Genomic DNA, 25,554 nt, shown 5'->3' on the forward strand with positions numbered 1-25,554 from the left:
CAGAAGATGAGAAAACTCGTTCTATTTCTGCACGCATCGCTTGACGGTTTTGTGGAAGGTCCTAACGGAGAAATGGATATTGGCTGGATTTCCTACGATACGGATCTCGAGAGACACGCGAAAGAAATTCTGAGTACGGCCGATACGGTTATTTGGGGCCGCGGTACTTATCAGATGATGCACAGTTACTGGCCGTCCGTGCCTTCAAACCCGTCAGCTTCGCAGCATGAACGGGATCATGCCGAGTGGATCGATAAGACAGAGAAAATCGTTTTTTCCACTACGCTGGAGAACGTCGATTGGAATAACTCCAGACTTGTGAACAAAGATATCGAGAATGAAATCCGTCACCTCAAACAGCAGCCTGGTAAGGACATGGTCATTCTCGGCAGTCCTAGGTTAGCGCACCACTTTATGCAGCTTGACTTAATAGATGAGTATAAAATTACCGTATCCCCTGTCCTGATCGGAAAAGGTTTGCCCTTATTCCAAGGTCTCAAGGAGAAGATTAACCTTAAGCTCATCGAAAACAAGACCTTTGACTCTGGAGCCATCGGTCTCGTATATCAGACGGTAAGATGATCTTGCCGCTTGCGGTGGCGTTCCAACCATCCTACGGCATAATCAACCAATTCTCGTTGGGGCATCAGCAAGGCGGTTGCCCCGGCGATTTGTCCCTGTTTCACCATGCCGGTTTCCCGTGCAAAATCTGCACCGAGCTGAATAAAATCCTCCGAATCGTATTCGAGCTCGGGAAATTCCACCCACTGTCTTTCCCCATTCACCTGCATCGGTGCTTTTGCCGTGTAAATTTCTTTGCTCTGATCGTCCATCCGACACTCCGCCAAATGGATCGACGTATTGTTCCCGTGACCTACGCCAAGCAGCAAAACATCTCCTCGAAGCTCGTAAATTCGCGCAAGCGGAGAACGCTCGCCTAGCCCGAATTCCAGGCCGTGATCCGCTGTAATGGTCTCGGCCTCGCGGCCTCTGGCTGCAAACGACACTTGCGGATGTCCACTGCGCAAGGTGCCCTTTTGCTTGCGGAACGTGTCCGGAATCACGCCCATGTACCATAACGACGTCAGCTCGGGATCATAAACCGGCATCTGCTCGCGAATGGTGTCCCACCATTCCTTGGGTACCGGCGGATTTTGCCATCTGGCCGGGTCTCCAACGTCGCCCGAATGGGTGGGCATTACCAAGGTCCCTTCCTCCCCCAACGCTGCCTCTAGAGCCAGGACAACCGCCGTTGGGCCGCCGCACACCCATTTCCCCAGCGCTTTAAAAGACGAATGGACAAGCAGTGTCGACCCTTCTCGAACCCCTAGAGCCGCTAAGTCTGACCGCAATGTTTCTACCGTGTACAATTCCCCTTGAATTTCTTCCATTATGCTTCGATCTCCCCTACTTTCTCTAGTCTGCAAACGACGACGGTAAGCCGTCCAGGCTTACGGCGTTTTTCTGGCGACGATATTCCTCCAGGCCGGAAGATCCTTTGGTTTCAGCCCATTTGACCAAGGTTTCGCGATCCCCGTCATAGCTGAACAGCGGTACGCCGTAGCCGCAGGATGTCTGCACCCCGTAAACAGAGACAAGAACGATTTGGCGCGCCCCGCTCAGATTGGGAAACAACCCTTCGAGTCGCTCCCAATCCGCCGATCCCGGCAGAATCACTTGGCCTTTCCCATACAGGCGCAGGATCAACGGCTGCCCTTCGAAAGCGGCGAACATGATCGTGATCCGTCCGTTCTCCTCGAGATGGGCTGCCGTTTCATTCCCGCTGCCGGTCAAATCCAGGTAAGCGACCTCGTTTGGCGAAAGGATCCGCAGCGAATCATACCCTTTGGGCGACAGATTGACATGCCCTTTTGCGCTAAGTGGTGCCGAACCAACAAAAAAGAGATGCTGCCGACGAATAAATGCCTCATGCTCTGGCAGCATCGAATCGAACATTTTCCCCATGTCTACCCCTCCCATCTATAAATGCAACCAACGGTGCCGTCCTTACTTCCGGCTGTTTCTCATCGCGTTCAGCAGCTGGACATCGGTTGAAGCGGTAAACCGCTGATAATCCGGCGAGTCCATGCCGTAGATGGCGATTTTCCCCTGTTCGTCATAGTGCACGCCCCATCCATACTTCTTGGGAAGGACCGAGGCCCGCAAGCAGGGGTGCGGTTTGCTGAACAACTCCTCCCAGAGTTCCTGCCTCCGCTCCTGCACAACTTCCTTCGGAATCTGCTTATGGCGAATATGTACCTCGAACAGCAGCTCCTCGTGATTGTACCGGTACGGAGCTTGCGAGAGCAGCTCGTATTGGATCATGTGCGCAGGTTTCGCAGGTCTCGTCGACACCGGCTCGATGCCACGATCTGCAGGACAATCGGGCGATACGCGAATAAACGTATTTTTGTAGCTCACGGCCCCCGGCCTCCTTCGCTTTTTTTTCCTTATTATACCTGAATCCTCAAATTTAAAGAATATGATCCTTCTTCGTCAATTGTATTCGGTTTTTCGCATACAAAACGGTGCTGAAGCCCAAAAATCCGAAATCTATTCGATATTTCATACAGAATCTAGGCTTACGCTTTCCTGATGGGCAAATAGATATGAAATTTCATATACATTCCGTTAATAACGCCGAAATCGCCCCATTGTATTCGGTTTTTCGCATCCATTTCTGCCTGTGGGCCTCCGGTATCCAGGAGATGAACATCTAAACTCATAAAAAAACCGGCGGTGCATGCACCGCCGGAACAATTACTTGAATCTTACGCCGGGTTCGGCTGTTGGCCGGCCTTATTCTTGGCCAGCTTCAAGTAACCCTGCACGTTCAGAATCTCGCTATTCTCTTCAAACCGCAAACGCATGGGGCCGGCCGCATCGATCAAGTACGATTTCAACGCCGCGGCGCCGCCGCCAAGCACATAAAAGCATTCGATGTCCGGGTACTTCTTCCACCGCTTGCGAATCAGATCAACCAACTTCTGCGCGGCTCGGCTGAAATACATATCGACAATCGGCCGAATATCCGCTTGTCCTTCACCTACACGCTGGATGACGAATTCGCGATTCCGGATGCGTCCAATCAGCTTCGTACGGCTCGGGAAGCGGTAGCCGAACTGGTCCTCTATATCGCGGATAATCGAATCCAGATAGGTTGCAAGTCCGAACTGCTCCCCTGTACTGAACTGGTTGTCGATATTCATCCGCTTCACGACCGGGAAATCCGTTGTCAAAGCGCCGATTTCGCAAATGCCGATACAGCCGTTATGGAGTTCTTCGTTTCGCACCTGGAGCGTATCGTTCGTCGCCAAATGGAACAGCGCCGCCGCGCCTTCCACCGACACGATCGTACGGCGGATCTGAAGGCGTACCGTGCGCCCGCGCAGCTCCGGCGTGGACAGGAACGTCACTTCGTGCTCGCCGGTCAGCCGCTCCTCGAACGCTTGATGAAAGGCAACGTAAGAACGGACCGGAAGTCCTGTCCCGATTATGTATTCAGCCTCTTCGATCCCGTTTCCCGCCGTCGGATAAGTTTGTCCAGACAGGGCTGCATAAGCCAGCGCCGTCAGCGCCACGACCAGGGACTGATCGCTGGTGGCTTTGTTGTCCGTCTCCTCCAACTCGGAATTGTCTTGATCCTCCATCGCCAGCAAGCCTACAAAATACCGCTGGTTATTTCTCTTTAATTTAGGGCTATAGACCCGAACATCCAGCGCCTTCAGCGGAGAGTCTTCCTCTTGCAGCACATGTCTATCATATCCGGGAGAAACGATACTCGGAATAATGATCGGTCGTTGTGAACCGTCAACCACTACCTTAACGCTGTCGTTGCCAACGTCGATTCCGGCAATTCTGATCATAATAACCTCCTTACATTAGGAAAGAAGACACTTTTCCAATTATTTCTCATTTCGCTTCCCTTCGACAAATTCCTGCTTTAGGAGTGAAAATAGTTACAAAATTTTTTTAAATGAAAAAGGGATTTGCCACATTTTGCCGAAATAGTTGTATTGGCAAGTCGCAAGGAATGACCTTGGTCCTACATAATGGCATATTCAACCCAAGAAGATCAGGAGGAAGTCATGAAGATCAGATTCAAAAAAAACGTGAACCGGCGCTACACGCTGCTGATCGTGCCGGAAGGTACCAGCCCTGTGTTCCGCTTTAAATTCCGCTTGTTCTATTTATTGGCCATCCTGGTCACCGCGGTGGTGCTGCTCAGCTCCGTGTTGGTTTTGTATGCCGTCAACCGCACGCATACGAGCCGGATCGGGACGCTCGAAGCGCAGCTATCCGATTCTTCCGACCAGTTCAGGAACACCGTCGTCAATAAGGAACAGGAAATCGACCGGCTCTTAAACGAGCTGATGGAGTTATCCAAGAAGTCGAAGACCATTGAGACGAAGATGAGCGAGCTGGAGCAACTGGAAGCCGAGCTTAAATCGATTACGGACGGCGGATCGACGAAAGCAAAAGACAAAACCGCAGCCGCGGGCAAAGAAGCAGCGATGGACTCCCTCGCTTCCGAAGGTGGAGTTGGCGGAGAATCGATCCCACTCACCGAACAGGATGTGGCAAAGCTGGTCAAAGAGACGAAGGAGAGCATCACCACCTCGCTGACGGAGATGCCCGAATTGCAGCAACGGCTGGAGCAAACGAAAATTTCGATCCAGGAATATAAAGCGTTGATGGCCATCTTGCCGACCTTTTGGCCCGCCGATTCCGTCAGAGTCACCTCCGAGTATGGTGAACGAGAAGACCCTTTTAACGGGCGTTTGACCATGCACGCCGGAATGGATATCGGGGGAAGCATCGGCGATCCTGTCTATGCGGCAGCGAACGGTAAGGTCGTCGATACCGGATACAATAGCGCACGCGGGAACTTTATCACGATTTCGCATCCTTCGGGATTGAAAACGAACTATATGCATTTGAGCAAAATCCTAACCAAGGTTGGCGCCACCGTTAAGCAAGGCGATACCATCGCAGAGCTGGGCTCCACCGGGCGTAGCACCGGTCCTCATCTACACATCGAAGTCGTGAAGAACGGCAGTACGGTCGACCCGGCCAAATACCTTAGAAAACCCGGAGAGGAAGAGTAATTCATGAAATTAAGGAATAACGCGAAACCTGTTAAGCTGGACCCGAACACCACCGACACTTTGATCGGGGAAGGCAGCATTTTTGAAGGGAAAATCCGCTCGGACGCCGGCGTGCGCATCGAAGGACAAATTACCGGCGATATCGAATGCGAAGGCGACGTGACCGTTGGGGAGAAAGGTGTGGTCCATTCCAACATCCTGGCCCGTAACATCATTATCGCCGGCACCGTGAACGGCAACGTGCAGGCCAAGCTCAAGCTGTCCATCACCTCCAAAGGCAAGCTGTACGGCAACATGGTTGCTTCCTCTCTCTCCATTGAGGAGGGCAGCGTATTCGAAGGTACCAGTAAGATGGGCGGCTCGGACAAGCCCGATCCCGCTGTAATGAAGGAAACGGCGGCGGCGGTTGACCCCGAGCAACCGCCTACTGCCAAGAACAATGCGAAGTCGGAAAACGATGCGGTTTATAAAACGTGGTAACGCGAAACCATCGAATAATAAAAGGCCGGACAATTTGTCCGGCCTTTTGCTTGGGGCGGTCGCCTCAATATTGAATTAGCTTGGGTTAACAGACCAGCCTTCCAGCGAAAGTGAAGGCTCGGCTTTTAGCTCCAGGCTGGAAAACTCACCGTTCTTCCACTTCAGGTAAGCGGCTGCGCCAATCATCGCGGCGTTATCGGTGCAGTATTTCAACGGTGGGATCAGCAGGGCAATCCCCTCGCGATCACAGCGTTCGGCAAGCGCAGCCCGTAACCCCCGATTGGCAGCTACGCCGCCGCAAAGCAACAGCTGCCGCGCACCGGTGGCACGAACAGCGCGAATCGCTTTCTCCACGAGCACCTCGATCACCGATTCCTGGAACCCGCGGGCAATGGCCGGCTGGTAGCCGTCCTCGCCGCGCATCTTGTGCTGGTTCACCGCATTCAGTACGGCTGACTTGAGGCCGCTCAAGCTGAAGTCGTAAGAGTCCGGCTCCAGCCACGCCCGCGGCAGCTCCTCTGCTTCCTCCGCCTCCGCAGCCAGCTTGTCCACGAAGGGCCCCCCCGGATAAGGGAAGCCAAGCGCCCGGGCGACCTTGTCATAGGCTTCGCCAACGGCATCGTCGCGCGTCCGGCCGAGCAGGCGAAAGCTGCCCTCCTGCTCCATCAGCACCAGCTCCGTATGACCGCCCGAGACGACCAACGCCATGGACGGGTATAACATCTCCGCCTCCAAACGATTGGCGTAGATATGACCGGCGATATGATGAACGCCAATCAGCGGCTTGTCCAGCGCGAAGGCAAGGCTCTTGGCGGCCATAATCCCGACGAGCAGCGCGCCAACCAAGCCGGGGCCTTCCGTCACGGCGATTGCCGACAGCGATTGCGGCGGGATCCCCGCCTCCTGGACCGCCTCCTCCAGCATTCGCGTAATGCTCTCCACATGCTTGCGTGAAGCGACCTCCGGCACGACACCGCCGAACGCCCGGTGTGTTTCGATCTGGCTGGCGATCAGGTTGGACAGCACCTCCGTCCCGTTCTTCACCACGGACGCCGAGGTTTCGTCGCAACTCGTTTCAACCGCCAATATATATACATCCTGCTCTTGCTTTACCACAAACTTTCGCTTCCTTCCCCGGTCTCCGACTGCGATCCTGGCAGCTCGCACCACATTATGATTGCATCTTCATGATTATCGGAATAATACCCTTTGCGCACGCCCGCCGGGGCAAAGCCCATTTTCTCATATAGCGCGCGGGCGACCCCGTTGGACACCCGCACCTCCAGCGTCATCCGAACCATCCCCAGCTCCACCGCCCAGTCCATCATCCGGCGCAGCAGCTTCTCCCCGAGATGACGTCCGCGGTAAGCGGTTCGAACCGCGATGTTCGTGATGTGGGCCTCGTCGAGGATCGTCCACATCCCGGCGTACCCAATCGGTTCGCCGTGAATTTCCATGATTTGATAACGGGCAAAATGATTATGGGTCAACTCGTTGCGAAAGGCTTCCTCGCTCCATGGAAGCGAAAACGACTCATGTTCGATGACCATGACGTCTGGAAGGTCCGCGAGCCTCATGTTACGAAATACGATCTCTTGTTCCAGCTTCGCCGCCCCCTCGCCTTACACGTTCCGCAGCCGTTTGGCTTCGGCTTCAGCCAGCTGCGTATAATTCGGCTCCAGCGCATGGACCTCGTCCGCCGGCAGCCACGTGCGCGCCATGCCGGCGATTCCCATCCAAGCGCCTTCCAGCTCGTAAGGCACGAGCTGAACAAGCTCGCCGAAGGCGGCGATCAGCGGCGCGATCGCCGCTTCGTGCTTCTCGGTCTCGCCCACGAACCAGAGGCGGGCCGGCCGTTCGTCCGGCGGCAGCTGTTCCAGCTGCCGCTGGAGCTCGTCGGCCCACCCGTCCATGAGCCGGATCGCGTCGGGTTCGAGACGCTCCGGCAATCCGCCCGGCGCGGTTACGCCGAACAGCGCCGTAAAGGCCTGGCCGCGCCGCGCATCGATCAGCGGCGCGATCCAGTGGCCGCCGGCAGTGGCGCGGCGGCCTTCTTCGCCCCGCCGCGCGGCGAGCTCGCCCAGCGCGGCGGTGTCTTGCCCGCTGGCGCCGGCCCAGCCGCCCAGCGCCAAAGCGGCCAGGCTCGAGACACCGTAAACCGGAAGCCGTAACGACCACGCCAAAGTCTTGGCGGTCGTGACGGCAATCCGGATCCCGGTGTAGGAGCCTGGCCCAATCCCGACGGCGATCCCGTCTAGATCCTGCTTGGCGAGCCCTGCCGCCTCCAGGCAATCCCCGATCGCCGTCACCAAATATGCCGAATGGTTCCGTTCGGCATGGATATTTCGTTCGGCCAGCACGCGGCCGCCCTCCGTTACCGCCACCGCCAGCGAGGACGTGGCGGTGTCAAACGCCAACAGCCGCTGCGGTGGCCGTATGTTTTCGTATTCGTTCATCTTCAGGATACTCCATTCTCTTTCAGGGCCGACACCCATGCTTCATAGGTTCCGCCCTGACCCTTGATATGCATCCGCCGTCCAATCGCTGACACCGTCTCTACGTAGATGCGCAGCACGTCTTGCGGAAGCAGCTCCTCAATCAAACTCGCCCACTCCACCAAGGTGACGCCATTTCCGTAGAAATACTCGTCCAGCCCCAGCTCATCGGCCTCATCCAACGACAGCCGGTAGACATCCATATGGTAAAAAGGCAACCTGCCCTCATACTCCTTGATCAAAGTAAACGTCGGACTGTTCACCGTGTCCTTCACGCCGAGGTGCTTCGCAAACAGCTGAGAGAACGCCGTTTTGCCCGCGCCGAGATCCCCGTCCAAGGCGATCACGGTTCCCGGCAGCGCCAGCTTCGCTAAAGCGGCCGCCAACTGCTCCGTCCCTTGTAGATCTTCGGCTTCGTATACCCATTGCGCAGGGGGGTTACTCTTGTTATCCTTCACACTCACTCTAGCTTACCACCTTTATCGCGACTCCAACAAAATCGTCCGTCAGACACCTAAGTTTCGCTAACGGACCGAGATGACCTTATTCGCTCCATTTCCGAACATTTCCCGTGCTAACGGACTCAGGAGACGTTATTCCGCCCTTCCGGCAGAAAAAACACCCCAAAACAAGCAAATAAGGTCTTTCCGGTCCGTTAACGGCCGGAACTTCACACATGCAGACAAATAACGTCCCTGATGTCCGTTACGTCCGTGTTACCTCCACCGGTCACTGCAAGGCACTGTCCTCATTATATCGGTCCGCCGCACCCCCCGCAACCGCAGAACGCAGGAACGAATGGGGATGATCACGAGCGTAAATAGAAACCACTTTTATAACCATACTACGAATAGGCGAATCTATAGCGAGTATCCGACGGAAAGAAGAAAGGGGTTTAATCCATGCATACGGTCTGGAAGGGGGCGATCAGCTTTGGGCTGGTCCATGTCCCGGTCAAAATGTTTTCGGCCACCGAAGACAAAGACATCTCCATGAAATACATTCATCAGGTTTGCGGTAGTCCAATTTCGTACGTGCGGCGATGCCCGGCTTGCGAGGTGGACGTGAACTGGGAGGAAATCTCGCGGGGATACGAATACGAGAAGGGCAAGTATGTGCTTTTCGAAAAAGACGAGCTGGAGCAGCTCTCCGCCCACGCCGAAAAAACGATCAACATCATCGATTTCGTGGATTTGAAGGAGATCGATCCGATTTATTTTCAAAAAACGTATTATCTGTCGCCGGACCAGGCAGGCGGAAACGCCTATCAACTCTTGCTGGAAGCGATGCGCCAATCGGGCAAAATCGGCATCGCCAAAATCGCCATCCGCTCCAAAAGCAGCTTGGCTGCCATCCGCGTGATGGAAGGATGCCTCGCGATCGAAACGATTTTCTACCCGGACGAAATCCGGCCGATATCGCAAGTGCCCAATCTACCGGAGAACCTTCAGGTGAACGATAAGGAGCTAACGATGGCGAAAATGCTGATCGAGCAGCTGTCCACCCCATTCGAGCCGGAGAAATACACCGACGATTACCGCGAGGGACTGCTGCACTTGATCGAGCAAAAGGTGGCCGGCGAGGAAATCAGTTTGGCTCCGGCCAAGCCGGAGACCAACGTCATCGACCTGATGGCGGCGTTGCAGGCCAGCATCGAAGCCGTCAAGCCGGTCGCTACCGATCCGGGTCCCGCGGCCGCTACACCGGCGAAGCGTACGCGCAAGCCGGCGGCCAAAAAAGCGAAGGCCGAGCCCGAAGCCGCTCCGGCAGCAGCAGATGCCGGGACCGCAACGCCAACCGTCGCGGTCAAGCCGAAGCCCAAGCGGCGCACTGCCGCCAAGCCGGAGGCGAAGTAGGGGGACGCGCCGAGCTGGTCTGTGCCGGGTCGTACCGCGCCATACCACGCCGCTGTACCTCGTCCCACTGGCCCTTCCGCCGCCCCCGCCTACATGCTTTGCCCCATGTCGCACGCCTCGGGCGGGACATTCGCCCATCCCTGGATAATGGGGTGGCGCATCGTCCCGCCGGGCGTCCATTCCAGGAACTGAATCTTTACAGTGAGGGCCGGCTGAATCCAGACGGCCCCTTTCATGCGTTCAGGGACGTTCGCGAACGTCCGTTTAGGCACGATCAGCGGCTTCACGTTCTCCGTCAGGTCGCGCCAGTCGGACCCCTTCCATTTCCCGCTGCCGGCATGCCCAATATAGATGAACCGTCCCTCCGGATCGTACAATCCCAGCAAAATCGCGTTCACCCCACCGTCCCGGTACGTCACACCGCCGATGGCCGCGTAGAGATCACGGGCCAGCTTCTTTTTGACCCAGCGAGCATCCTTCCCTCCGATTGCATAAGCGCTGTCCAGCCGTTTCGAAACGATCCCTTCCCAGCCCCGCTCCTGCATCAAACCAAACAAGAGCTCCCCGTCCGCCACGTTAGGCACAAGCTGCACCCGTTCGGAGGGGATCACGATCTCTTGCAGCAGCTGCTGGCGATTCACGAGCGGCTCCGTGTTCACCCATTTGCCGTCATGATGCAAGATGTCAAATATCATGTAAATCGCCGGAATCCGCCTGGACGCAAAGCGGATCTCTTGCTCCCGTCGCAGGCTGTCGCGGCGCATGATTTCGTGGAACGACGGCTTCCCGCCCGAGAGCGCGATCATTTCGCCGTCGAGAATAACCGAACCCGCGCGGCAGTAGGCGCTCGTATCCTGGAACTCCGGATATTGGAGGGACCGGTCATTCCCCTTCCGATTGATCAGCTTGACCTCGCGGCCGTCGTTGTACGTGAGCATCCGCACTCCGTCCCACTTGACCTGGGCCACCCATTCTTCCCCTTGCGGGATCGTATCGCTGCGAATCGGTTCAAACGGCGCGACCGGTTTCCATTCCATGTGGCTCACAAGCCTCCTCTTTTAACTCCAACGTCCAACCTTTCTCCCCAAGTTTGCCCTCGGCCCTCGGGAACCATTCCGCTAACCCCTCCATTCGCTCATAGTTTCCAGGCCCCTAGGCAAGCCTAACCTCAAACCCCAATCGATCCGGAAAGGAGGATCTGCCATGCCGCGAACAATCAAAGGGACCATCTCCGTTGAAGGCGAAGAGGTCCCCGTCTCCAACCCCGACAAGCTGCTATGGCCCGAAGTTGGCATCACGAAGCTGATGTATTTGGAGAAGCTTGCCGAGCTTTCACCCTACCTGTTGAAATCCTGCCGCAACCGTTTGCTGACGACCATTCGTTATCCGGGCGGCATCCACGGCAAGTTTTTTTACCAGAAAAACGCACCTGATCCGCTGCCCCCATACGTCCGCACGGCGGTCTATGAGAACATCAACTATGTCGTGTTGGACCGACTGCCCGTGCTGCTATGGCTCGGGAACCTCGCCTGCATCGAATTCCATCCCTCGCTGCATTATGTCGGGGAGCAGTTACCGTGCGAATGGATGATCGATCTCGATCCTACGTTGGAGGACGAACCGCGAATTATGGAGGCTGCCGCAAGGGTCGGGGATATCTTGACGTCGCTGGGTTTGCAATCCGTGCCGAAGACGTCCGGTGCCACCGGCGTGCAGATTATCGTGCCGATCGAATACGGCGTGACCTTTGACGAGCTGCGTTCCATCGGCCATTTCGTCGCGAGGTACGTGACCGAGAAGCATCCGAATCTATTTACCATCGAGAGGCTGAAGAAGGACCGCGGCGACAAAATCTATTTCGATTATTTGCAGCATTACGGCGGCAAAACGTTGGCAGCTCCGTATACTCCGCGAGCCCGCGCAGCCGCCAGCGTCTCGACCCCGCTCACCTGGGACGAGGTGCGGCAGAATCCTAAGCCTGCCGATTTCAATCTGCTGAATATCGGAAGTCGGCTGAAGGAACGCGGGGATTTGCTGGAAACGGTGCCCCCGCAATCCTTGAAGCTGATTTTGCAGCATTTGAAAGCCCCAATCCGCGCCTAGTGCCTGTCCATTATAAGAGTGGAGACAACAGCCGGGCCAACAGCTCCAGCCCTTTTTGCCACCGTGAGCGCTCCGCGAATGCCTCCGGCAGGATCGGCACCGAATCGGTCAGATCTTGCTGGAAGTCGCGCTCCAGTTGTGCGATCGTATCCGGATCAAACAACAAGGCGGTCATTTCAAAGTTGTAGAAGAAGCTGCGCATGTCCATGTTCGCCGTCCCCACGGAAGCGAGCAGGCCGTCAATGATCATCACCTTGGCATGTATAAAGCCCTTCGTATACTGAACAAACTTAACCCCGGCCTGCAGCAGCTCTTCGACATAGGATAACGAAGCCAGCTTGACCAAGCGGCTGTCCGAATGATAAGGCATGATGACGATCACTTCGACCCCGCTCAGCGCCGCTGTTTTGAGCGCCAAATGGACGCTGGGATCCGGAATAAAATAGGGCGAAGCGATCCATATCCGGCGCTTCGCCACCGCAATAGAATTAAAGCACATTTCTTGGATCAGGTTACGTGTCCGATTGGGGCCGCTGGTCAGGATCTGCACCTGCTCCCGTCCAGGCCCTTCGTGGGCCGGAAACAAAGCGGGGTCTCCGAGATCTTCACCCGAAGCTAGCAGCCAATCCTCCAGGAAGGCGATCTGCAGAGAATGGACCGAATCGCCTTCCAATTGCAGATGCGTGTCGCGCCAATACCCCATTTTTTCATAGAGGCCCAGATAGTCGTCGCCAACGTTTAATCCCCCCACGAACCCGATCCGTCCATCTACCACGACGATTTTGCGATGATTGCGATAGTTTACCCGGCGATTCCGCACAGCCACTCGGGGCGGTAAAAAGAAATAAACCTCCACGCCGGCATCCTTCAACCGTTTGACGAATGCAGGCTCTAGCTTGATGCTCCCCAGCCCGTCGCAGATCATCCGCACCTTGACCCCTTCCCGAGCTTTGCGAATCATCACCTCTGCAAAGGCCGATCCGATCATGTCGCTGCGAAAGATGTAAAATTCAAGATGGATATGATCCCGCGCCTGCTCCATCCGTTCCAGCATCGCGCCAAAAGCCTTCTCTCCGGAGGAGTACACTTCCGTCCGGTTTCCGCCCGTAATCGGGTTGGCTCCATGATGCGTCAGCAGCCGGTAAAGCCGCTCTTGATGAACAAACTCGGGGTTCCTCATCCCCTCCAAGGTTTCCACGATCGCCGACTGGGAGCGCAACTGGTCTCGGAGGCTTTGGAACAGAACCGGCCCCCGATGCAGCAGCCTCTTGCGCTTCTTATATTCGCGAGCCATGAGATAGTAGAGAACAGGCCCCAAAGGGGGACATAAGAATAAAATGAACATCCAAGCAATGGCTTTACCGGGATTGCGGAATTCAAGCAGCAGAATCAAAGCGATATGTACGATAAAAAGAAGCAAAATGCCGATCAACCAGATCATGACGTCCACCCTCCCTGCCATCATCATTAACCATCCGGGCGGCGGTTTATTCATTTGTTCATTCCGATTCAAGGGCAGGAGCCTTCATTTATATCAGACAGGATCCGATTTTTGACATGATTTAAGAATCATAGGAATAGATAAGATATAGAACCAACGAAGCGTAGGGAGGGGATGCCATGAAGAGCGTAAGCTTACCGAATCCCAATCGGATGACGTTGCTTGTCCTTCGGGATGCCGGCCGGCCCGTCAAACAGGTGCAAGTGTCCAAGCCGCTTGTGGTTGCCGTGCCTTTGCTGGCACTGCTGTCCATTTCCGGACTGATTATCAGCCTGCAGGTTCATTCGGATCAAACCGTTTCCCGCCTGGAAAGTAAGCTAGAGCAGCAAACCCTGGCTTTCGAAGCGGTGGTAACCAACAAAGACGAGGCGATTCAACGCTTGCAGAACGAAGTGATTGCCTTGTCTAGCCAATCGAAGGATATGAAGGACCGAATGGAACGTGTAGCCGAACTCGAAGCGGAGCTTCAGAAATTTATCGATAAATACGGAGACGGCGATGCGAAGAACCTGGGCAAGCTGTCTTCGCTGTCCTGGGACGAATCGTTGAACTCGCTTGGAGACAGCGGCGTCGGCGGCGAGTTCATTGCGGTCCATGAGAACGAAATCGAGGCGCTTGCTGCGGACACGCGGAACGATTTTGCCGCGATGAACGACATGCTCGACGAGATGGAGAAGAATGTGCCGCTCACGCTAAAAAAAGCGAAGCAGACGCAAAATTCCCTCTCCGGCACCCCCTCGGAATGGCCCACGTTATCCACGCGGCTGACCTCCAATTTCGGTTACCGCACTGATCCCTTCACCGGTCGAGCTGCCTTCCACGCGGGGATCGACATCGCCGGAAAAGTAGGCGACTCCGTTTATGCCGCGGCCGCAGGTAAGGTTGTTACCGCCAAACGGGACGGCTCCCACGGCAAATACATCGTGATCGAGCATCCGGGCGGCCTGCAAAGCTGGTACATGCATCTGAGCGATATCGACGTCTCCGTCGGTGACGAGGTGAAGAAAGGCGAAAGCATCGGTAATCTGGGCAATACCGGACGCAGCACCGGGCCCCACCTGCATTTCGAGATCGTCAAAGGCGGCAAAGCGATCGATCCGATGCCTTATTTGAAGTAATTCAAACTTGGAAAAGGAGGACGATGACAGCGATGTTCAAAGACAACAAAAAAGCCCCCCGCCCGACCGACACCCTGATCGGCCAAGGCAGCCTGGTAGAAGGCAGGCTGGAATGCAAGTCCAATTTGCGCGTAGAGGGCCAGATCCATGGCGAAATCGAATGCCAAGGCCAGGTCATCATCGGTGAAACGGGCGAAGCCATGTCTAACATTAAAGGAGCCGAGGTGATCGTCGCTGGCAAAGTCGTCGGAGATGTTTCTACGACGGGCAAATTGACGATTACGGCGAGCGGCCAGGTCGACGGCAACGTGGAGGTTGCCAAGCTGATTATCGTCGAAGGCGGCCTGCTGAACGGGTCGAGCAAGATGGATCGAATCGCGCCCGTCCCCACGCCATCGGCCTCTTCCGGCAAGGGAAAGATGAAGAAGTCCGCACGCCCCGAAGCGGGGTAAGGCGAAATAACGCGAAAAAAAGTTCCCGCCTGACGAGGCAAACGGGAACTTTATTTTTTGCGTTTTTTTAGGCTGCGACATCCCTTTTCTTGAACACCAGCCAGGCGATCGCCAGGAACAGCAGCACATACGCTGCCAGTACCGCAGCGGAAAAACCTAACGTCATGCCGGCTGGACCGATCTGCCCGCCGCGGTATTGCCCCAGATCCATGTTGGCGAACAGCAGGTATTTCGCCCAAGGATAGCGGACGGGGTTAAACAACATCGTAAAGATGTTGCCCGCGAATAGAATAAAGATCGACAGCCCAATGGCGATGCCGCTGGAGCGAAACACCGTCGATAGCATAAAGGAAAACGCCGCGATGACCAGCAGGTCAATATAGCTGTAGAGCAGGCTTTCCAAAATCCGACCTAACGGACTTTCTCCCGGCAGGAAGATTTGCGACGGCACATTCGGGAAAATCAGGAACGCGACCGCCAGGGCGGCAGCGAAAAAGACCGCACTCATGGCCAGCGTAAATAGCAGTACGGCCGCCAGCTTGGACAACAGGACCTTCGTGCGCGTCCACGGGCGGATCAGCAGCAGCTTGATCGTCCCCCAGGTGAACTCGCCGGCCACAATGTCGGCGGCTACGACCGCCGCATAGATGCTGACGAGATAGTACAAGAAGCTCAGTTGATCCAGGGCATCCCAGGCGCTCATGCGGCGGCTGCCCCCATCGAGCGAAAACAACACCCCAAACAGAATCGTCAGCAGGACAAGCAGCCCGAACATAATCCAGGTGCGGACCCGCCGGTAGATTTTCATGTTTTCGTTTTGGATCAGCGCGAGAAAATTATTCAATGTCCTTCCCTCCCGTCAGCTCCAAGAATTGATCTTCCAGGGAACGCGTCACGGCCTGGATGGCGTAGACGTCGATGCCTGCCATAACCAGCTTCGTGTTGATCCCCGCCGCGGCTTCCCGGTCGGCGGACACAATCAACTGGCTGCCTTCAATGCGTCCGGCGCCAACGAGCTCCGCTGCACGCCGCGGATCGCTCACCTCGAAGGCCGTCTCCCGCTCACGGCCTTCTCCCGCCTCCGGATGCAGGGACTTGACGTCCACGAGCCGTCCCTGCTGGATCACCGCGACCGTGTCGCACATCAGTTCCATTTCCGACAGCAAATGGCTGGAGACGAACACGGTCGTGCCTTCCTCCCGCGCCAGCACCCGCAAATAATCGCGGAGCTCGCGGATGCCCTGCGGGTCGAGCCCATTGGTCGGCTCGTCCAGCACCAGCAGCTTCGGCCGATGCAGAATGGCCTGCGCGACCCCAAGTCGTTGGCGCATGCCCAGCGAATACGTTTTGACTTTGTCATGGATACGGTTCTGCATGCCTACCCGCTCGACCGCTTCCCATATCCGTTGCTTCGTCACCCCCGGGGACATGCGAGCGTAATGCAGTAAATTCTGATACCCGGTCAAGAACTTGTACATCTCCGGATTCTCCACGATGGCGCCGACATGCGAAATCGCCTCTTCAAATCGGTCCTTGATACTCGCCCCTTCAATGAGAATGTCTCCTTCCGAAATGGACATCAATCCGACCATCATCCGAATCGTTGTCGTTTTCCCGGCCCCATTCGGCCCCAGGAATCCATACACTTGCCCTCTCGGGATGTCCAGCGTTAATCGGTCGATCAGCGTCTTGCTGCCGATGCGCTTGCTGACGTCCTGCATGCGCACGACCGGTTCCTGCGTCATCTCCATGGATACTCCAACTCCCTCTTCGTTCTGTATCCCGTTAAGTCAGGATAATTTATCCTATTCTACCATAAGGCGCTGATCGGCTAAAGCTTTGGCGAGTGATGTTGAAGTGACGGAGGGCTGATGGAGGCGATAGCGATAACAAAATAGCAAACGTGAATACGCCCTCGCTTTCGCTGAGGGCGTATTAGATTAGGTCTACGGCTGGAGAAACGCCGCAGTAATTGCCTGCGGCTTGTTGCCGATGCCCGGTTCACGCCTCGCCGGCCTGGGACTCCTCGCCATACCATAGTTGGCGGAAGCTGGCGCTAGAGGCGAGCAACTGCTCCGCCGTGCCTTCGGCTTCAATCGTGCCGTCCTGCAGCACGATGATATGGTCCGCGTGCGAGAGCGCGGCCTTGCGGTGCGACACCACGAGGCAGGTCGCCTGGCCTCGGGTCTGGAACAACCGCTCCCACAGCTTACGTTCGGTTTCGACGTCGAGCGCGCTCGACAGGTCGTCGAACACGTACAGCTGCGCCTCGCGCACGAGCATCCGGGCGGCCGCGGTCCGCTGGACCTGGCCGCCGGAGAGCTTGACCCCGCGCGGCCCGACCATCGTGTCGAGGCCGTGCGCCAGGTGCGCCACGTCGTCTTCCAGCACGGCGACGTGCAGCGCCTGCGTCAGGCTGTCCCCGCTCTCGGGCAGCCCGAGCAGGATGTTGTTCCGCAGCTTGTCGCTGTATAGGCGCGGGATCTGCGCCGTATACGCGCTTTGCGGCGGAACGAAGAAGTCCGCCGGCGTGCGGACGGGTCGGCCGTTCCAGCGGATCTCGCCGCCTTCCGCCGGCAGCAGGCCAAGCAGCGCCCGCAGCAGCGTGGTCTTGCCGGAACCGATCATGCCGGTGACGACGGTAAATGAGCCACGCGGAAGGCGCAGGCTGACGTTCTCGATCCCCCGGCCGGTCTCCGGATAGCGGTAGGTCAGGCCATTCGCCTCCAGCAGCTGCAGCGAATCCACCGGAAGGCTACTCGAGTGTCCCGGCTGCACCAATTCAGAGGAGTCGGGCGTGGCTCGAGAAGCCGTCATCGTGTCGCCAGCATCTGCCTCCTTGCGCTTTCCGATGCCAATATACGCCGGAAGCGTCAATAGCTTGGCCGGAGCGCCCTGAAGCATTTGCTTCAAGCGGGTAAAGCTAATCGCCATCTGCTTATAAAACGTCATGAAGTTGCCGACGTTCGAAATTAATTGGGTGACGAAGGTTAAGTAGTAGATGAACAACGACAAGTCCCCGACGGAAAACGATCCGCTGCGCATCTTGTAGCCGGCCAACACCAGGATTAAGCCGGTTCCGAGGTTGACGGAGTTCGTAAACACAGAGGACAGCGATTCGGTGATCAGCTTGTCTTTGACCATCATCTTCCGGCGATCGTCGCTTAGGCGTTCAAACCGGTGCACGATCCGCCCTTCCGCCCCGGCAACTTGGATCGCCTGAACATTCGCGAACATCTCGCTGATCGAGCCGGTAACCTTAGCCGTTGCGGCGCGGCTGGCTGCCCGGTATTTCTGGATGCGCGCCGTCGCGATTTGCGCCGCCGTAACGACCAGAATCAGAGGTACAAAAACGAAGAACGTCAGCTCAGCATCGATTGAAATCAAGATCGAACTCGATACGGCGACAAAACCGATCAAACCAAACATATCGACCGACCAGCTCATCGCTTCCTCGGTTTGGTCCACATCGTCGCGGAAATTACTAATCGCTTCTCCCGGCGAACAGGGAATCGCTTTGGCGCCAGGCTCCTTAAGCACGTGGGCCAGCATATTCCGCCGAAGCAGCATGCTGATCCGAAAGCGGTAGCCCCCGTCCGTCCAGCAACCTACGGCGATCAGCATGATACGCGCCAGCGCCACGCCGACAAACAGCGCCATCAGCCCCTCGACTCCGTACGGGAAGTCGGCGTTGCCTTCCAAATCATCGAAGAATGCCTTCGTAATCAGCCCCGGAAGCAAGGGAACCATATGGATGACCATCCAGGAGAACAGGTTCGCGAAATAATAGGCCGGCCGATACAAAAGCAGCCTCCAGAAAAAATGCCGCGTACTCATGCCAATACCTCCTCCAGTCCAACGGACAGCATCCGACTGAACCGCGACCCCGGATCCGCGGCCAGATCGACGCGCGGCCCATATTCCACGATTCGGCCGTTCTCCAGAATGAGGATCTGGTCGGCGCGTTGTACGGTCGATAAACGGTGCGCGATCATGATGCAGGTCCGTGATTCCAGCAGTTGGTTGATGGCCGTCTCGATCCGGTTTTCAGTCAAAGGGTCGAGACGCGAGCTGGCTTCGTCCAGGATGACCAGCCCCGGGTTGGTCAGGAACACCCGGGCAAACGCGAGCAGTTGCGCTTCCCCTGCCGACAGGCTGCCTCCCCCCGAGGCGAGCACCGTGTCCAACCCGTCCGGCAAGGCGGCGTACCACTCTTGCAGCCCCAATTCCTTCAGCACGTCGATGATATCCTCGTCCTGAATGCTTGCATCAAACAATGCCAGGTTATCGCGTACGGTGCCTTCCATAATCTCGATGTTTTGCGTCACCATTGCTACCCCACTGCGCAGCTCCTGCAGCTTACAGTTGCGGATGTCGATTCCGGACAGCTCGATCTTGCCCTGCTGAGGATCGTAGAAGCGCAGCAACAGCCGGGCAAGCGTTGATTTGCCGCTGCCGGTGCGCCCCAGCAGACCCAGCGTTTCCCCCGGCTTCAGCATTAGATCGAGCTCATGCAGCGTCGGGTCTCCGTCCTCCTCATAAGCAAACGTCATCCGGTCGAATTTCACGGATAGCGGTCCTTGAGGTAAAGGAGCGCCCGGGCCGTCGGTAATCCGTGGTTTCGTGTTCAACAGTTCGCGGACGCGGATTAGGCTGGCATCGGCTTTTTGTAAATCGTCTAGTTGGGTACGAATCTTCTCGATCGGCTGGGCCAGCAGTTCTGTATAGTAAAAGACGAGGTAAATCGAACCGATCGTCAACTCTCCCCGTCTCCATAACCAAGCGCAGACCAGAAAGGCGGCAGCGTTGCCCAGTGCAAACACCAGGATGGTCGTCCCCCACATCATGCCAAAGCCCAGCGAAGCGCGAATGCGCACCGGCAGCATCCGCCGGGCCATCGCGTAGAAACGCTCCAGCACATAGCCGGCGGCCCCGTTGGCCCGGGTATCTTCCGTGCCTTCCAGCTGTTCGCCGATAAACCCGTAAAGCTCCGCATTTTGCGCCCGCCATTTGGTCCAGACGGGAACAGTAAACTGACGAATTTTGCGGATGATAAAGATCGCGCCGACGACGAACAAGCTCATCGCTAAGCCAATCCAGACGTTTTCACGAAATAGTAGCACCAGGATCCCCGTCATCAGCAGCAAATTGCCGAGCAGGTGGATTAAGAAGCTAGAGAAGAAATTGGCCAGCGCATTGACGTCGCCGTCCACCCTTTCGATCAACGCACCGGAGGTGTTCGATTTGTGAAATGACATATCGAGCGACAAGCAATGTCTGACGAGGTCCGCTCTCAGCTTGTTGGTTGTGGTCCAGCCCAGGTTCTCGCTGAAGTAGGACGCACAGACTGAAACCAGCTGCTGCGCGAGGGAAAAGCCGATGAAGAGTCCAGCCGCAATATACAAGGGCCTGAGACTTCCTTCCCCCTGAGCGGTATCGATAAAATAACGAATGACCTGCGGGTTGATCAACTGCAAGGCGATCGAGATCAACAGCAACGCGGTCATTGCGATCAGCAGCTTACGCTGCGTAAACACGTATTTCTCCAGCATTTCACGGTAATGCCCTAGCGGCTTAGTCCTTCGTTGTTTACCGCCTTTCATTGCATAAGTTTGTTCTGCCAAGGGACGACCTCTCCTCTCGCATCCGCTTACTCCTATTCTCCAAATCATTTTATACAAAAACATATGTTCGCACAATGGAATTCTTTATTTTCCTATGCAAAAATCCGCCCCGCTGTCTTAACAAGACAAACGGGGCGGTTCTCACCTTCTTGAGGTTACATTCAATTTAATTATTGCCGGCTCGAGCCAACTCGCGCGCGTTTGCTTCAAAGGCAGCCAGCAGCGCGGCCTCACCTTTCAGGCCTTCATCCTCAACTTTGCGAATCTGCTCGAGCATCCGCTTATAGTCCTTCGGAATGACGCGGACGAACTTCGGCAGGTACTCGTTCCACCGGTCCAACACACGGTGTCCCACCGAACTGTCCGTGTAGAGGATATGACGGCTGATTAACGTCCGCAGTTGATCCGCTTCCGCCGGATCTTCCACCGCTTCCAGCAACACCATTTCCAGGTTGCAGCGGCTGGCGAAGTCTCCGCTCTCGTCAAGCACGTAAGCGATCCCGCCCGACATCCCGGCGGCAAAGTTCCGACCTGTTCCCCCAAGGACGACGACGCGTCCGCCGGTCATATACTCACAGCCGTGGTCGCCGACGCCTTCAACAACGACGTTGGCGCCGGAGTTCCGAACGGCAAACCGTTCCCCGGCAATACCGCGGATGTATGCCTCTCCGCTCGTCGCACCGTAGAACGACGTATTACCGATAATAATGTTCTCCTCAGCGGCAAACGTGGCGCGCGGCGACGGCTTCACGATCACCTTGCCGCCGGACAGCCCTTTCCCGGTGTAGTCGTTGGCATCGCCGTCAACGGTGAGCGTCATGCCCTTCGGTACGAACGCCCCAAAGCTTTGGCCAGCCGAGCCCTCGAAATGGAACGTGATCGTATCCTCTGGCAGTCCTTGTTGTCCATAACGGCGGGTAACTTCGCTGCCCACGATCGTCCCGGTCGCCCGGTTCACGTTGCAGATTGGAAGCCGAGCGCTGACGGCCTCTCCCTGCTCCAACGCGGGTAAGGCCAACCGCGTCAGTTGCGTCATATCGAGCGTCTCCTCCAGCCCATGGTTCTGCTGTTTCGTGCAGTAGCGGCTGCTGCCTTCCTGCAGCTCCGGCATATGCAGTAGCGAGCTGAGATCAATGCCTTGCTTCTTCCAGTGATCGACCGCCTTAACCGAATCCAAGCAGTCAGTGCGTCCGATCATCTCTTCCAGGGTACGGAAGCCCAGCTCGGCCATCCATTCGCGCAAATCCTCGGCCACGAAAGTCATAAAGTTGACGACGTGCTGCGGATCCCCGGTGAAGTTCTTGCGCAGCTCCGGATTTTGCGTCGCAACGCCAACCGGGCACGTATCGAGATGGCAGACGCGCATCATGATACAGCCAACCGCCACCAAAGGTGCGGTCGAGAAGCCATACTCTTCGGCACCGAGCAGTACGGCAACCGCAAGGTCGCGGCCGTTCAAAATCTTGCCGTCTGTTTCCAGTACGACGCGGTCACGCAGGTTATTCAACATCAGCGTTTGATGCGTTTCGGCCAGACCCAGCTCCCAAGGCAGACCCGCGTGGCGGATCGAGCTTTGCGGCGAGGCCCCGGTTCCCCCATCGTAACCGCTGACCAGAATGACATCGGCACGGCCTTTGGCCACGCCGGCGGCAATGGTTCCGACACCGGCTTCCGAGACCAGCTTCACATTGATGCGGGCCCGTGGATTAGCATTCTTCAGATCATAGATCAGCTCCGCCAAGTCTTCGATCGAATAGATGTCATGGTGCGGCGGCGGCGAGATCAGGCCGACACCCGGCGTCGATCCGCGCACTTCCGCCACCCAAGGATACACCTTGCGGCCTGGCAGTTGGCCGCCTTCGCCCGGCTTAGCCCCCTGGGCCATTTTGATCTGGATTTCGTCGGCATTCACCAAATAGTTGGACGTAACGCCAAAGCGCCCCGAAGCAACCTGCTTGATCGCGCTACGGCGCAGATCGCCGTTCGCGTCCGGCACATAGCGCGCGGGATCTTCGCCGCCTTCGCCGGTGTTGCTCTTCCCGCCGATCCGGTTCATCGCAATCGCAATCGTCTCGTGCGCTTCCTTACTGATCGAACCAAAGGACATGGCCCCTGTCTTGAAACGGCGCATGATCGATGCCGCCGATTCCACTTCTTCCAGCGGAACTTTCGGCCCGACCGGTTTTAGCTCCAGCAAGGAACGCAAGGTCAAATGCTTCTTATTCTCCCCCTGCACCAGTGCGGCGAACTTCTTATACAGCGGGTAGTCGCCCGTCCGGACTGCCTGTTGAAGCAAATGCACCGTCTGTGGGTTGAACAGATGCTCTTCCCCGCCGCTGCGCCATTGATATTCCCCGATGGAATCCAGCACCTTGTCGCCGCCGTCTTTATCGGTGAACGCCCGGTAATGATGGGCCAGCGTCTCGGCCGCCACTTCCTTCAAGCCGATGCCCCCAATCCGCGACGGCGTCCAGGTAAAATAACGGTCTACGAACGAGGGTTCCAGGCCAACCGCTTCGAAAATTTGCGCCCCACGGTACGATTGGATCGTTGAAATCCCCATTTTGGACAACGTTTTGACGACCCCTTTGGTAGCCGCCTTGATGAAGTTGTACACCGCTTTGTCATGCGAAACTCCCTGCAGCATACGTTGACCGATCATATCCTTCAGCGTCTCGAACGCAAGATACGGATTCACCGCACTAACGCCATAGCCGAGCAGTAACGCGAAATGATGCACCTCGCGTGGTTCGCCCGACTCCAGCAGCAGGCTAACCTTGGTCCGCGTCTCCTCACGGATGAGATGATGATGCAGGCAGGACACCGCAAGCAGTGCCGGAATGGCCGCGTTCTCCGCATCCGCATCACGGTCGGACAAGATTAGTATATTGTGGCCTTTGGCAATAACTCGATCCGCCGCTTCGCATAATGTATCCAGCGCTTTGCGCAGCCCCTCCGCCCCTTCAGCGGCCGGGAACAGAATCGGAATCGTGATCGCCTTGAAGCCTGGCCGATGCAGATGGCGGATCTTCGCGAAATCCTCATTGGACAAGATTGGCGAATCCAGCCGGATTTGCCGACAGCTCTCCGGTTCCGGCTGAAGCAGGTTGCGCTCCGGCCCGATCGTTGTTGCGGTTGAGGTGACCAACTCCTCGCGGATCGCATCGATCGGCGGGTTCGTGACCTGTGCGAACATCTGCTTGAAGTAGTTGTACAACCGCTGGGGCTGCTCCGACAATACGGCGAGCGGCGCGTCATAGCCCATCGAAGCGATATTTTCCTGACCCGTTAAGGCCATCGGTTCAAGCACTTTCCGAAGATCTTCATACGTATAGCCAAACGCCATTTGGCGTCGCGCAATGTCTTCATGGCTTTCCAGCGGCAGCTCTTTGGCTTCCGGCAGGTCTTCCAGCTCGACGAGGTGCTCATTCAACCATTCGCGGTACGGATTCTCGCGAGCGATCGCCGATTTCACTTCCTCATCGGAAATGATTCTTCCTTCCCTCGTATCGACTAGCAGCATCCGCCCTGGACGCAGACGGTCCTTGTAAAGCACATCCTCCGCGGGAATATCGAGGACGCCGACCTCCGAGGAGAGGACGATCAGATCGTCCTTCGTCACGTAATAACGCGACGGACGTAAGCCGTTCCGGTCCAGGATGGCTCCGATCTGGATCCCGTCGGTAAAGCCCATCGCCGCAGGCCCGTCCCATGGTTCCATCATCGTGCTGTGATATTCGTAGAACGCCTTTTTATCCGGGTCAATATCCTCCCGGCCGACCCACGGTTCAGGCACCATCATCATGGCCACATGCGGCAAGGAGCGTCCACTTAGATACAAGAACTCAAAGGTGTTGTCGAACATTGCGGTATCTGAACCGTCCGGATTGATAATCGGCTTAACCTTCTCCAAATCGGTTCCAAATGCCTCACTCTTAAACATTGACTGACGAGCATGCATCCAGTTCACGTTGCCGCGCAGCGTGTTGATCTCGCCATTGTGAATCATAAAGCGGTACGGGTGCGCCCGCTCCCAGCTTGGGAACGTATTCGTGCTGAAGCGTGAATGCACCATCGCGATCGCCGATTCCAGTGTCTCGTCCCGCAAATCCAAGTAAAACTGCCCCACTTGCTCTGTCGTCAGCATCCCCTTGTACACGACCTTGCGGCAAGACAGGCTGGATACGTAAAAAGCATCCCCATGTTCTCCGCCGCTGTAGCGGATCGCAAGTTCAGCCCGGCGACGGATCACATAGAGCTTGCGTTCAAAGTCCAAATCGTCCTGGAGATCCGCGGAACGCCCGATGAATACCTGACGAACGAACGGCTTCGCCGCTTTGGCCGAATGCCCCAGCGTCTCGTCGCTAGTAGGCACCGTCCGGAAACCGAGGACCCGTTGCCCTTCCGCTTCGGCGATCCGCACGAGCTCCTCCTCCTGTTTGGCCCGAGCCGCTTCGTCATAGGGCAGGAACAGCATGCCAACGCCATACTGTCCCGCATCCGGCAAAGAGAATCCAAGTGTTGTCGCTTCGGCGGCAAAAAAACGGTGCGGGATTTGCAGTAAAATACCTGCTCCATCCCCCGAGTTTGGTTCGCTGCCTTGCCCCCCCCGGTGTTCCATATTCGCTAGCATGGTCAGCGCCTGGCTGACGATATCATGGGAGGCTTTCCCTTTGATATGGGCCACGAAGCCCATGCCGCAAGCGTCCTTTTCGAAAGCGGGATCATAAAGTCCTTGCTTGGGAGGTATAACGGTATGTTTCATCATCTGACGCAACCTTTCTATTTAGAGGTAGTTCAAACATCATAAGCGAATA

At 56.5% G+C, this 25,554-nt stretch carries 22 protein-coding genes; 7 read left to right on the forward strand and 15 right to left on the reverse strand.

The genetic code is table 11. The features are described from left to right. The first annotated feature begins 6 nt into the window (after positions 1-6). On the forward strand, positions 7-582 hold the full coding sequence (locus KJS42_RS16395) for a dihydrofolate reductase family protein (protein WP_213623478.1): 576 nt from the start codon (positions 7-9) through the stop codon (positions 580-582). Here KJS42_RS16395 and KJS42_RS16400 read toward each other — a convergent pair. The 4 genes from KJS42_RS16400 to KJS42_RS16415 form a co-directional block, all read right to left on the reverse strand. Next, a complete protein-coding gene (locus KJS42_RS16400) occupies positions 567-1,391 on the reverse strand; it encodes an AAC(3) family N-acetyltransferase (protein ID WP_213623479.1) in 825 nt (274 codons plus the stop codon). The two genes, KJS42_RS16395 and KJS42_RS16400, sit on opposite strands and share 16 nt — an antisense overlap. Positions 1,392-1,416: 25 nt before the next feature. Beyond that, positions 1,417-1,965, reverse strand: a complete 549-nt coding sequence (locus tag KJS42_RS16405) for a pyridoxamine 5'-phosphate oxidase family protein (protein ID WP_213623480.1) — start codon at positions 1,963-1,965, stop codon at positions 1,417-1,419. A 42-nt stretch (positions 1,966-2,007) separates the two neighbouring features. Next, positions 2,008-2,421: a DUF6157 family protein gene (locus KJS42_RS16410; RefSeq protein ID WP_213623481.1), complete on the reverse strand. Its 414-nt coding sequence runs from the start codon at positions 2,419-2,421 to the stop codon at positions 2,008-2,010. Between the two features lie 350 nt (positions 2,422-2,771). After that, positions 2,772-3,866: a ParM/StbA family protein gene (locus KJS42_RS16415; RefSeq protein ID WP_213623482.1), complete on the reverse strand. Its 1,095-nt coding sequence runs from the start codon at positions 3,864-3,866 to the stop codon at positions 2,772-2,774. 222 nt (positions 3,867-4,088) lie between these two features. On the opposite strand from KJS42_RS16415, the gene KJS42_RS16420 reads away from it, so the two are divergent. Continuing rightward, positions 4,089-5,108, forward strand: a complete 1,020-nt coding sequence (locus KJS42_RS16420; protein ID WP_239483489.1) for a M23 family metallopeptidase — start codon at positions 4,089-4,091, stop codon at positions 5,106-5,108. A 3-nt stretch (positions 5,109-5,111) separates the two neighbouring features. Then, a complete protein-coding gene (locus tag KJS42_RS16425; RefSeq protein WP_213623483.1) occupies positions 5,112-5,588 on the forward strand; it encodes a bactofilin family protein in 477 nt (158 codons plus the stop codon). A 75-nt stretch (positions 5,589-5,663) separates the two neighbouring features. On the opposite strand, the gene tsaD is transcribed toward KJS42_RS16425, so the two are convergent. From tsaD to tsaE, 4 genes are read right to left on the reverse strand one after another with little or no spacing between them, the layout of a single operon-like run. Beyond that, on the reverse strand, positions 5,664-6,704 hold the full coding sequence (tsaD, locus tag KJS42_RS16430) for a tRNA (adenosine(37)-N6)-threonylcarbamoyltransferase complex transferase subunit TsaD (protein ID WP_213623484.1): 1,041 nt from the start codon (positions 6,702-6,704) through the stop codon (positions 5,664-5,666). After that, a complete protein-coding gene (gene rimI / locus KJS42_RS16435; RefSeq protein WP_155606428.1) occupies positions 6,698-7,165 on the reverse strand; it encodes a ribosomal protein S18-alanine N-acetyltransferase in 468 nt (155 codons plus the stop codon). The genes tsaD and rimI overlap by 7 nt, the downstream gene beginning before the upstream one ends. A 45-nt stretch (positions 7,166-7,210) precedes the next feature. Then, complete coding sequence (gene tsaB / locus KJS42_RS16440; RefSeq protein ID WP_213623485.1) at positions 7,211-8,044, reverse strand: tRNA (adenosine(37)-N6)-threonylcarbamoyltransferase complex dimerization subunit type 1 TsaB; 834 nt, start codon at positions 8,042-8,044, stop codon at positions 7,211-7,213. Between the two features lie 2 nt (positions 8,045-8,046). Beyond that, positions 8,047-8,541 carry a tRNA (adenosine(37)-N6)-threonylcarbamoyltransferase complex ATPase subunit type 1 TsaE gene (gene tsaE / locus KJS42_RS16445; protein WP_213623533.1) on the reverse strand — a complete coding sequence of 165 codons (495 nt, stop codon included), beginning with the start codon at positions 8,539-8,541 and terminating at the stop codon, positions 8,047-8,049. A gap of 444 nt (positions 8,542-8,985) precedes the next feature. Here tsaE and ku point away from each other — a divergent pair, with 444 nt between their 5' ends. After that, a complete protein-coding gene (gene ku, locus KJS42_RS16450; RefSeq protein WP_213623486.1) occupies positions 8,986-9,939 on the forward strand; it encodes a non-homologous end joining protein Ku in 954 nt (317 codons plus the stop codon). A gap of 89 nt (positions 9,940-10,028) precedes the next feature. Here ku and KJS42_RS16455 read toward each other — a convergent pair whose 3' ends face one another. Continuing rightward, complete coding sequence (locus KJS42_RS16455) at positions 10,029-10,976, reverse strand: ATP-dependent DNA ligase (protein WP_213623487.1); 948 nt, start codon at positions 10,974-10,976, stop codon at positions 10,029-10,031. A gap of 166 nt (positions 10,977-11,142) precedes the next feature. On the opposite strand from KJS42_RS16455, the gene ligD reads away from it, so the two are divergent. Next, positions 11,143-12,042, forward strand: a complete 900-nt coding sequence (gene ligD / locus KJS42_RS16460; protein ID WP_213623488.1) for a non-homologous end-joining DNA ligase — start codon at positions 11,143-11,145, stop codon at positions 12,040-12,042. Positions 12,043-12,052: 10 nt separating this feature from the next. On the opposite strand, the gene cls is transcribed toward ligD, so the two are convergent. After that, on the reverse strand, positions 12,053-13,483 hold the full coding sequence (gene cls / locus KJS42_RS16465) for a cardiolipin synthase (RefSeq protein WP_213623489.1): 1,431 nt from the start codon (positions 13,481-13,483) through the stop codon (positions 12,053-12,055). A gap of 179 nt (positions 13,484-13,662) precedes the next feature. Here cls and KJS42_RS16470 point away from each other — a divergent pair, with 179 nt between their 5' ends. Further along, positions 13,663-14,661 (forward strand): M23 family metallopeptidase, encoded by a 999-nt coding sequence (locus KJS42_RS16470; RefSeq protein ID WP_213623490.1) that lies wholly within the window; start codon positions 13,663-13,665, stop codon positions 14,659-14,661. A gap of 23 nt (positions 14,662-14,684) precedes the next feature. Further along, a complete protein-coding gene (locus KJS42_RS16475; RefSeq protein ID WP_239483487.1) occupies positions 14,685-15,113 on the forward strand; it encodes a bactofilin family protein in 429 nt (142 codons plus the stop codon). 67 nt (positions 15,114-15,180) lie between these two features. On the opposite strand, the gene KJS42_RS16480 is transcribed toward KJS42_RS16475, so the two are convergent. The 5 genes from KJS42_RS16480 to gltB form a co-directional block, all read right to left on the reverse strand. Further along, positions 15,181-15,957: an ABC transporter permease gene (locus tag KJS42_RS16480; protein WP_213623491.1), complete on the reverse strand. Its 777-nt coding sequence runs from the start codon at positions 15,955-15,957 to the stop codon at positions 15,181-15,183. Further along, on the reverse strand, positions 15,950-16,858 hold the full coding sequence (locus KJS42_RS16485; RefSeq protein WP_213623534.1) for an ABC transporter ATP-binding protein: 909 nt from the start codon (positions 16,856-16,858) through the stop codon (positions 15,950-15,952). The genes KJS42_RS16480 and KJS42_RS16485 overlap by 8 nt, the downstream gene beginning before the upstream one ends. A gap of 256 nt (positions 16,859-17,114) precedes the next feature. Continuing rightward, positions 17,115-18,950: an ABC transporter ATP-binding protein gene (locus KJS42_RS16490; RefSeq protein ID WP_213623492.1), complete on the reverse strand. Its 1,836-nt coding sequence runs from the start codon at positions 18,948-18,950 to the stop codon at positions 17,115-17,117. Beyond that, complete coding sequence (locus tag KJS42_RS16495) at positions 18,947-20,716, reverse strand: ABC transporter ATP-binding protein (protein ID WP_213623535.1); 1,770 nt, start codon at positions 20,714-20,716, stop codon at positions 18,947-18,949. The genes KJS42_RS16490 and KJS42_RS16495 overlap by 4 nt, the downstream gene beginning before the upstream one ends. A gap of 187 nt (positions 20,717-20,903) precedes the next feature. Further along, positions 20,904-25,502: a glutamate synthase large subunit gene (gltB, locus tag KJS42_RS16500; RefSeq protein WP_213623536.1), complete on the reverse strand. Its 4,599-nt coding sequence runs from the start codon at positions 25,500-25,502 to the stop codon at positions 20,904-20,906. Positions 25,503-25,554: the final 52 nt, after the last annotated feature.

This window comes from Paenibacillus sp. J53TS2, from assembly GCF_018403305.1.
Lineage (GTDB): Bacteria > Bacillota > Bacilli > Paenibacillales > Paenibacillaceae > Fontibacillus > Fontibacillus rhizolycopersici.

Excerpts from the sequence above, each read along its gene's own strand:
- KJS42_RS16395 (WP_213623478.1), top strand. The coding sequence starts at position 7 with ATGAGAAAACTCGTTCTATTTCTGCACGCATCGCTTGACGGTTTTGTG.
- KJS42_RS16400 (WP_213623479.1), bottom strand. The coding sequence starts at position 1,391 with ATGGAAGAAATTCAAGGGGAATTGTACACGGTAGAAACATTGCGGTCA.
- KJS42_RS16405 (WP_213623480.1), bottom strand. The coding sequence starts at position 1,965 with ATGGGGAAAATGTTCGATTCGATGCTGCCAGAGCATGAGGCATTTATT.
- KJS42_RS16415 (WP_213623482.1), bottom strand. The coding sequence starts at position 3,866 with ATGATCAGAATTGCCGGAATCGACGTTGGCAACGACAGCGTTAAGGTA.
- KJS42_RS16420 (WP_239483489.1), top strand. The coding sequence starts at position 4,089 with ATGAAGATCAGATTCAAAAAAAACGTGAACCGGCGCTACACGCTGCTG.
- KJS42_RS16425 (WP_213623483.1), top strand. The coding sequence starts at position 5,112 with ATGAAATTAAGGAATAACGCGAAACCTGTTAAGCTGGACCCGAACACC.
- rimI (WP_155606428.1), bottom strand. The coding sequence starts at position 7,165 with ATGAGGCTCGCGGACCTTCCAGACGTCATGGTCATCGAACATGAGTCG.
- tsaB (WP_213623485.1), bottom strand. The coding sequence starts at position 8,044 with ATGAACGAATACGAAAACATACGGCCACCGCAGCGGCTGTTGGCGTTT.
- ku (WP_213623486.1), top strand. The coding sequence starts at position 8,986 with ATGCATACGGTCTGGAAGGGGGCGATCAGCTTTGGGCTGGTCCATGTC.
- KJS42_RS16455 (WP_213623487.1), bottom strand. The coding sequence starts at position 10,976 with ATGGAATGGAAACCGGTCGCGCCGTTTGAACCGATTCGCAGCGATACG.
- ligD (WP_213623488.1), top strand. The coding sequence starts at position 11,143 with ATGCCGCGAACAATCAAAGGGACCATCTCCGTTGAAGGCGAAGAGGTC.
- cls (WP_213623489.1), bottom strand. The coding sequence starts at position 13,483 with ATGATCTGGTTGATCGGCATTTTGCTTCTTTTTATCGTACATATCGCT.
- KJS42_RS16470 (WP_213623490.1), top strand. The coding sequence starts at position 13,663 with ATGAAGAGCGTAAGCTTACCGAATCCCAATCGGATGACGTTGCTTGTC.
- KJS42_RS16475 (WP_239483487.1), top strand. The coding sequence starts at position 14,685 with ATGACAGCGATGTTCAAAGACAACAAAAAAGCCCCCCGCCCGACCGAC.
- KJS42_RS16485 (WP_213623534.1), bottom strand. The coding sequence starts at position 16,858 with ATGACGCAGGAACCGGTCGTGCGCATGCAGGACGTCAGCAAGCGCATC.
- KJS42_RS16490 (WP_213623492.1), bottom strand. The coding sequence starts at position 18,950 with ATGAGTACGCGGCATTTTTTCTGGAGGCTGCTTTTGTATCGGCCGGCC.
- KJS42_RS16495 (WP_213623535.1), bottom strand. The coding sequence starts at position 20,716 with ATGAAAGGCGGTAAACAACGAAGGACTAAGCCGCTAGGGCATTACCGT.
- gltB (WP_213623536.1), bottom strand. The coding sequence starts at position 25,502 with ATGAAACATACCGTTATACCTCCCAAGCAAGGACTTTATGATCCCGCT.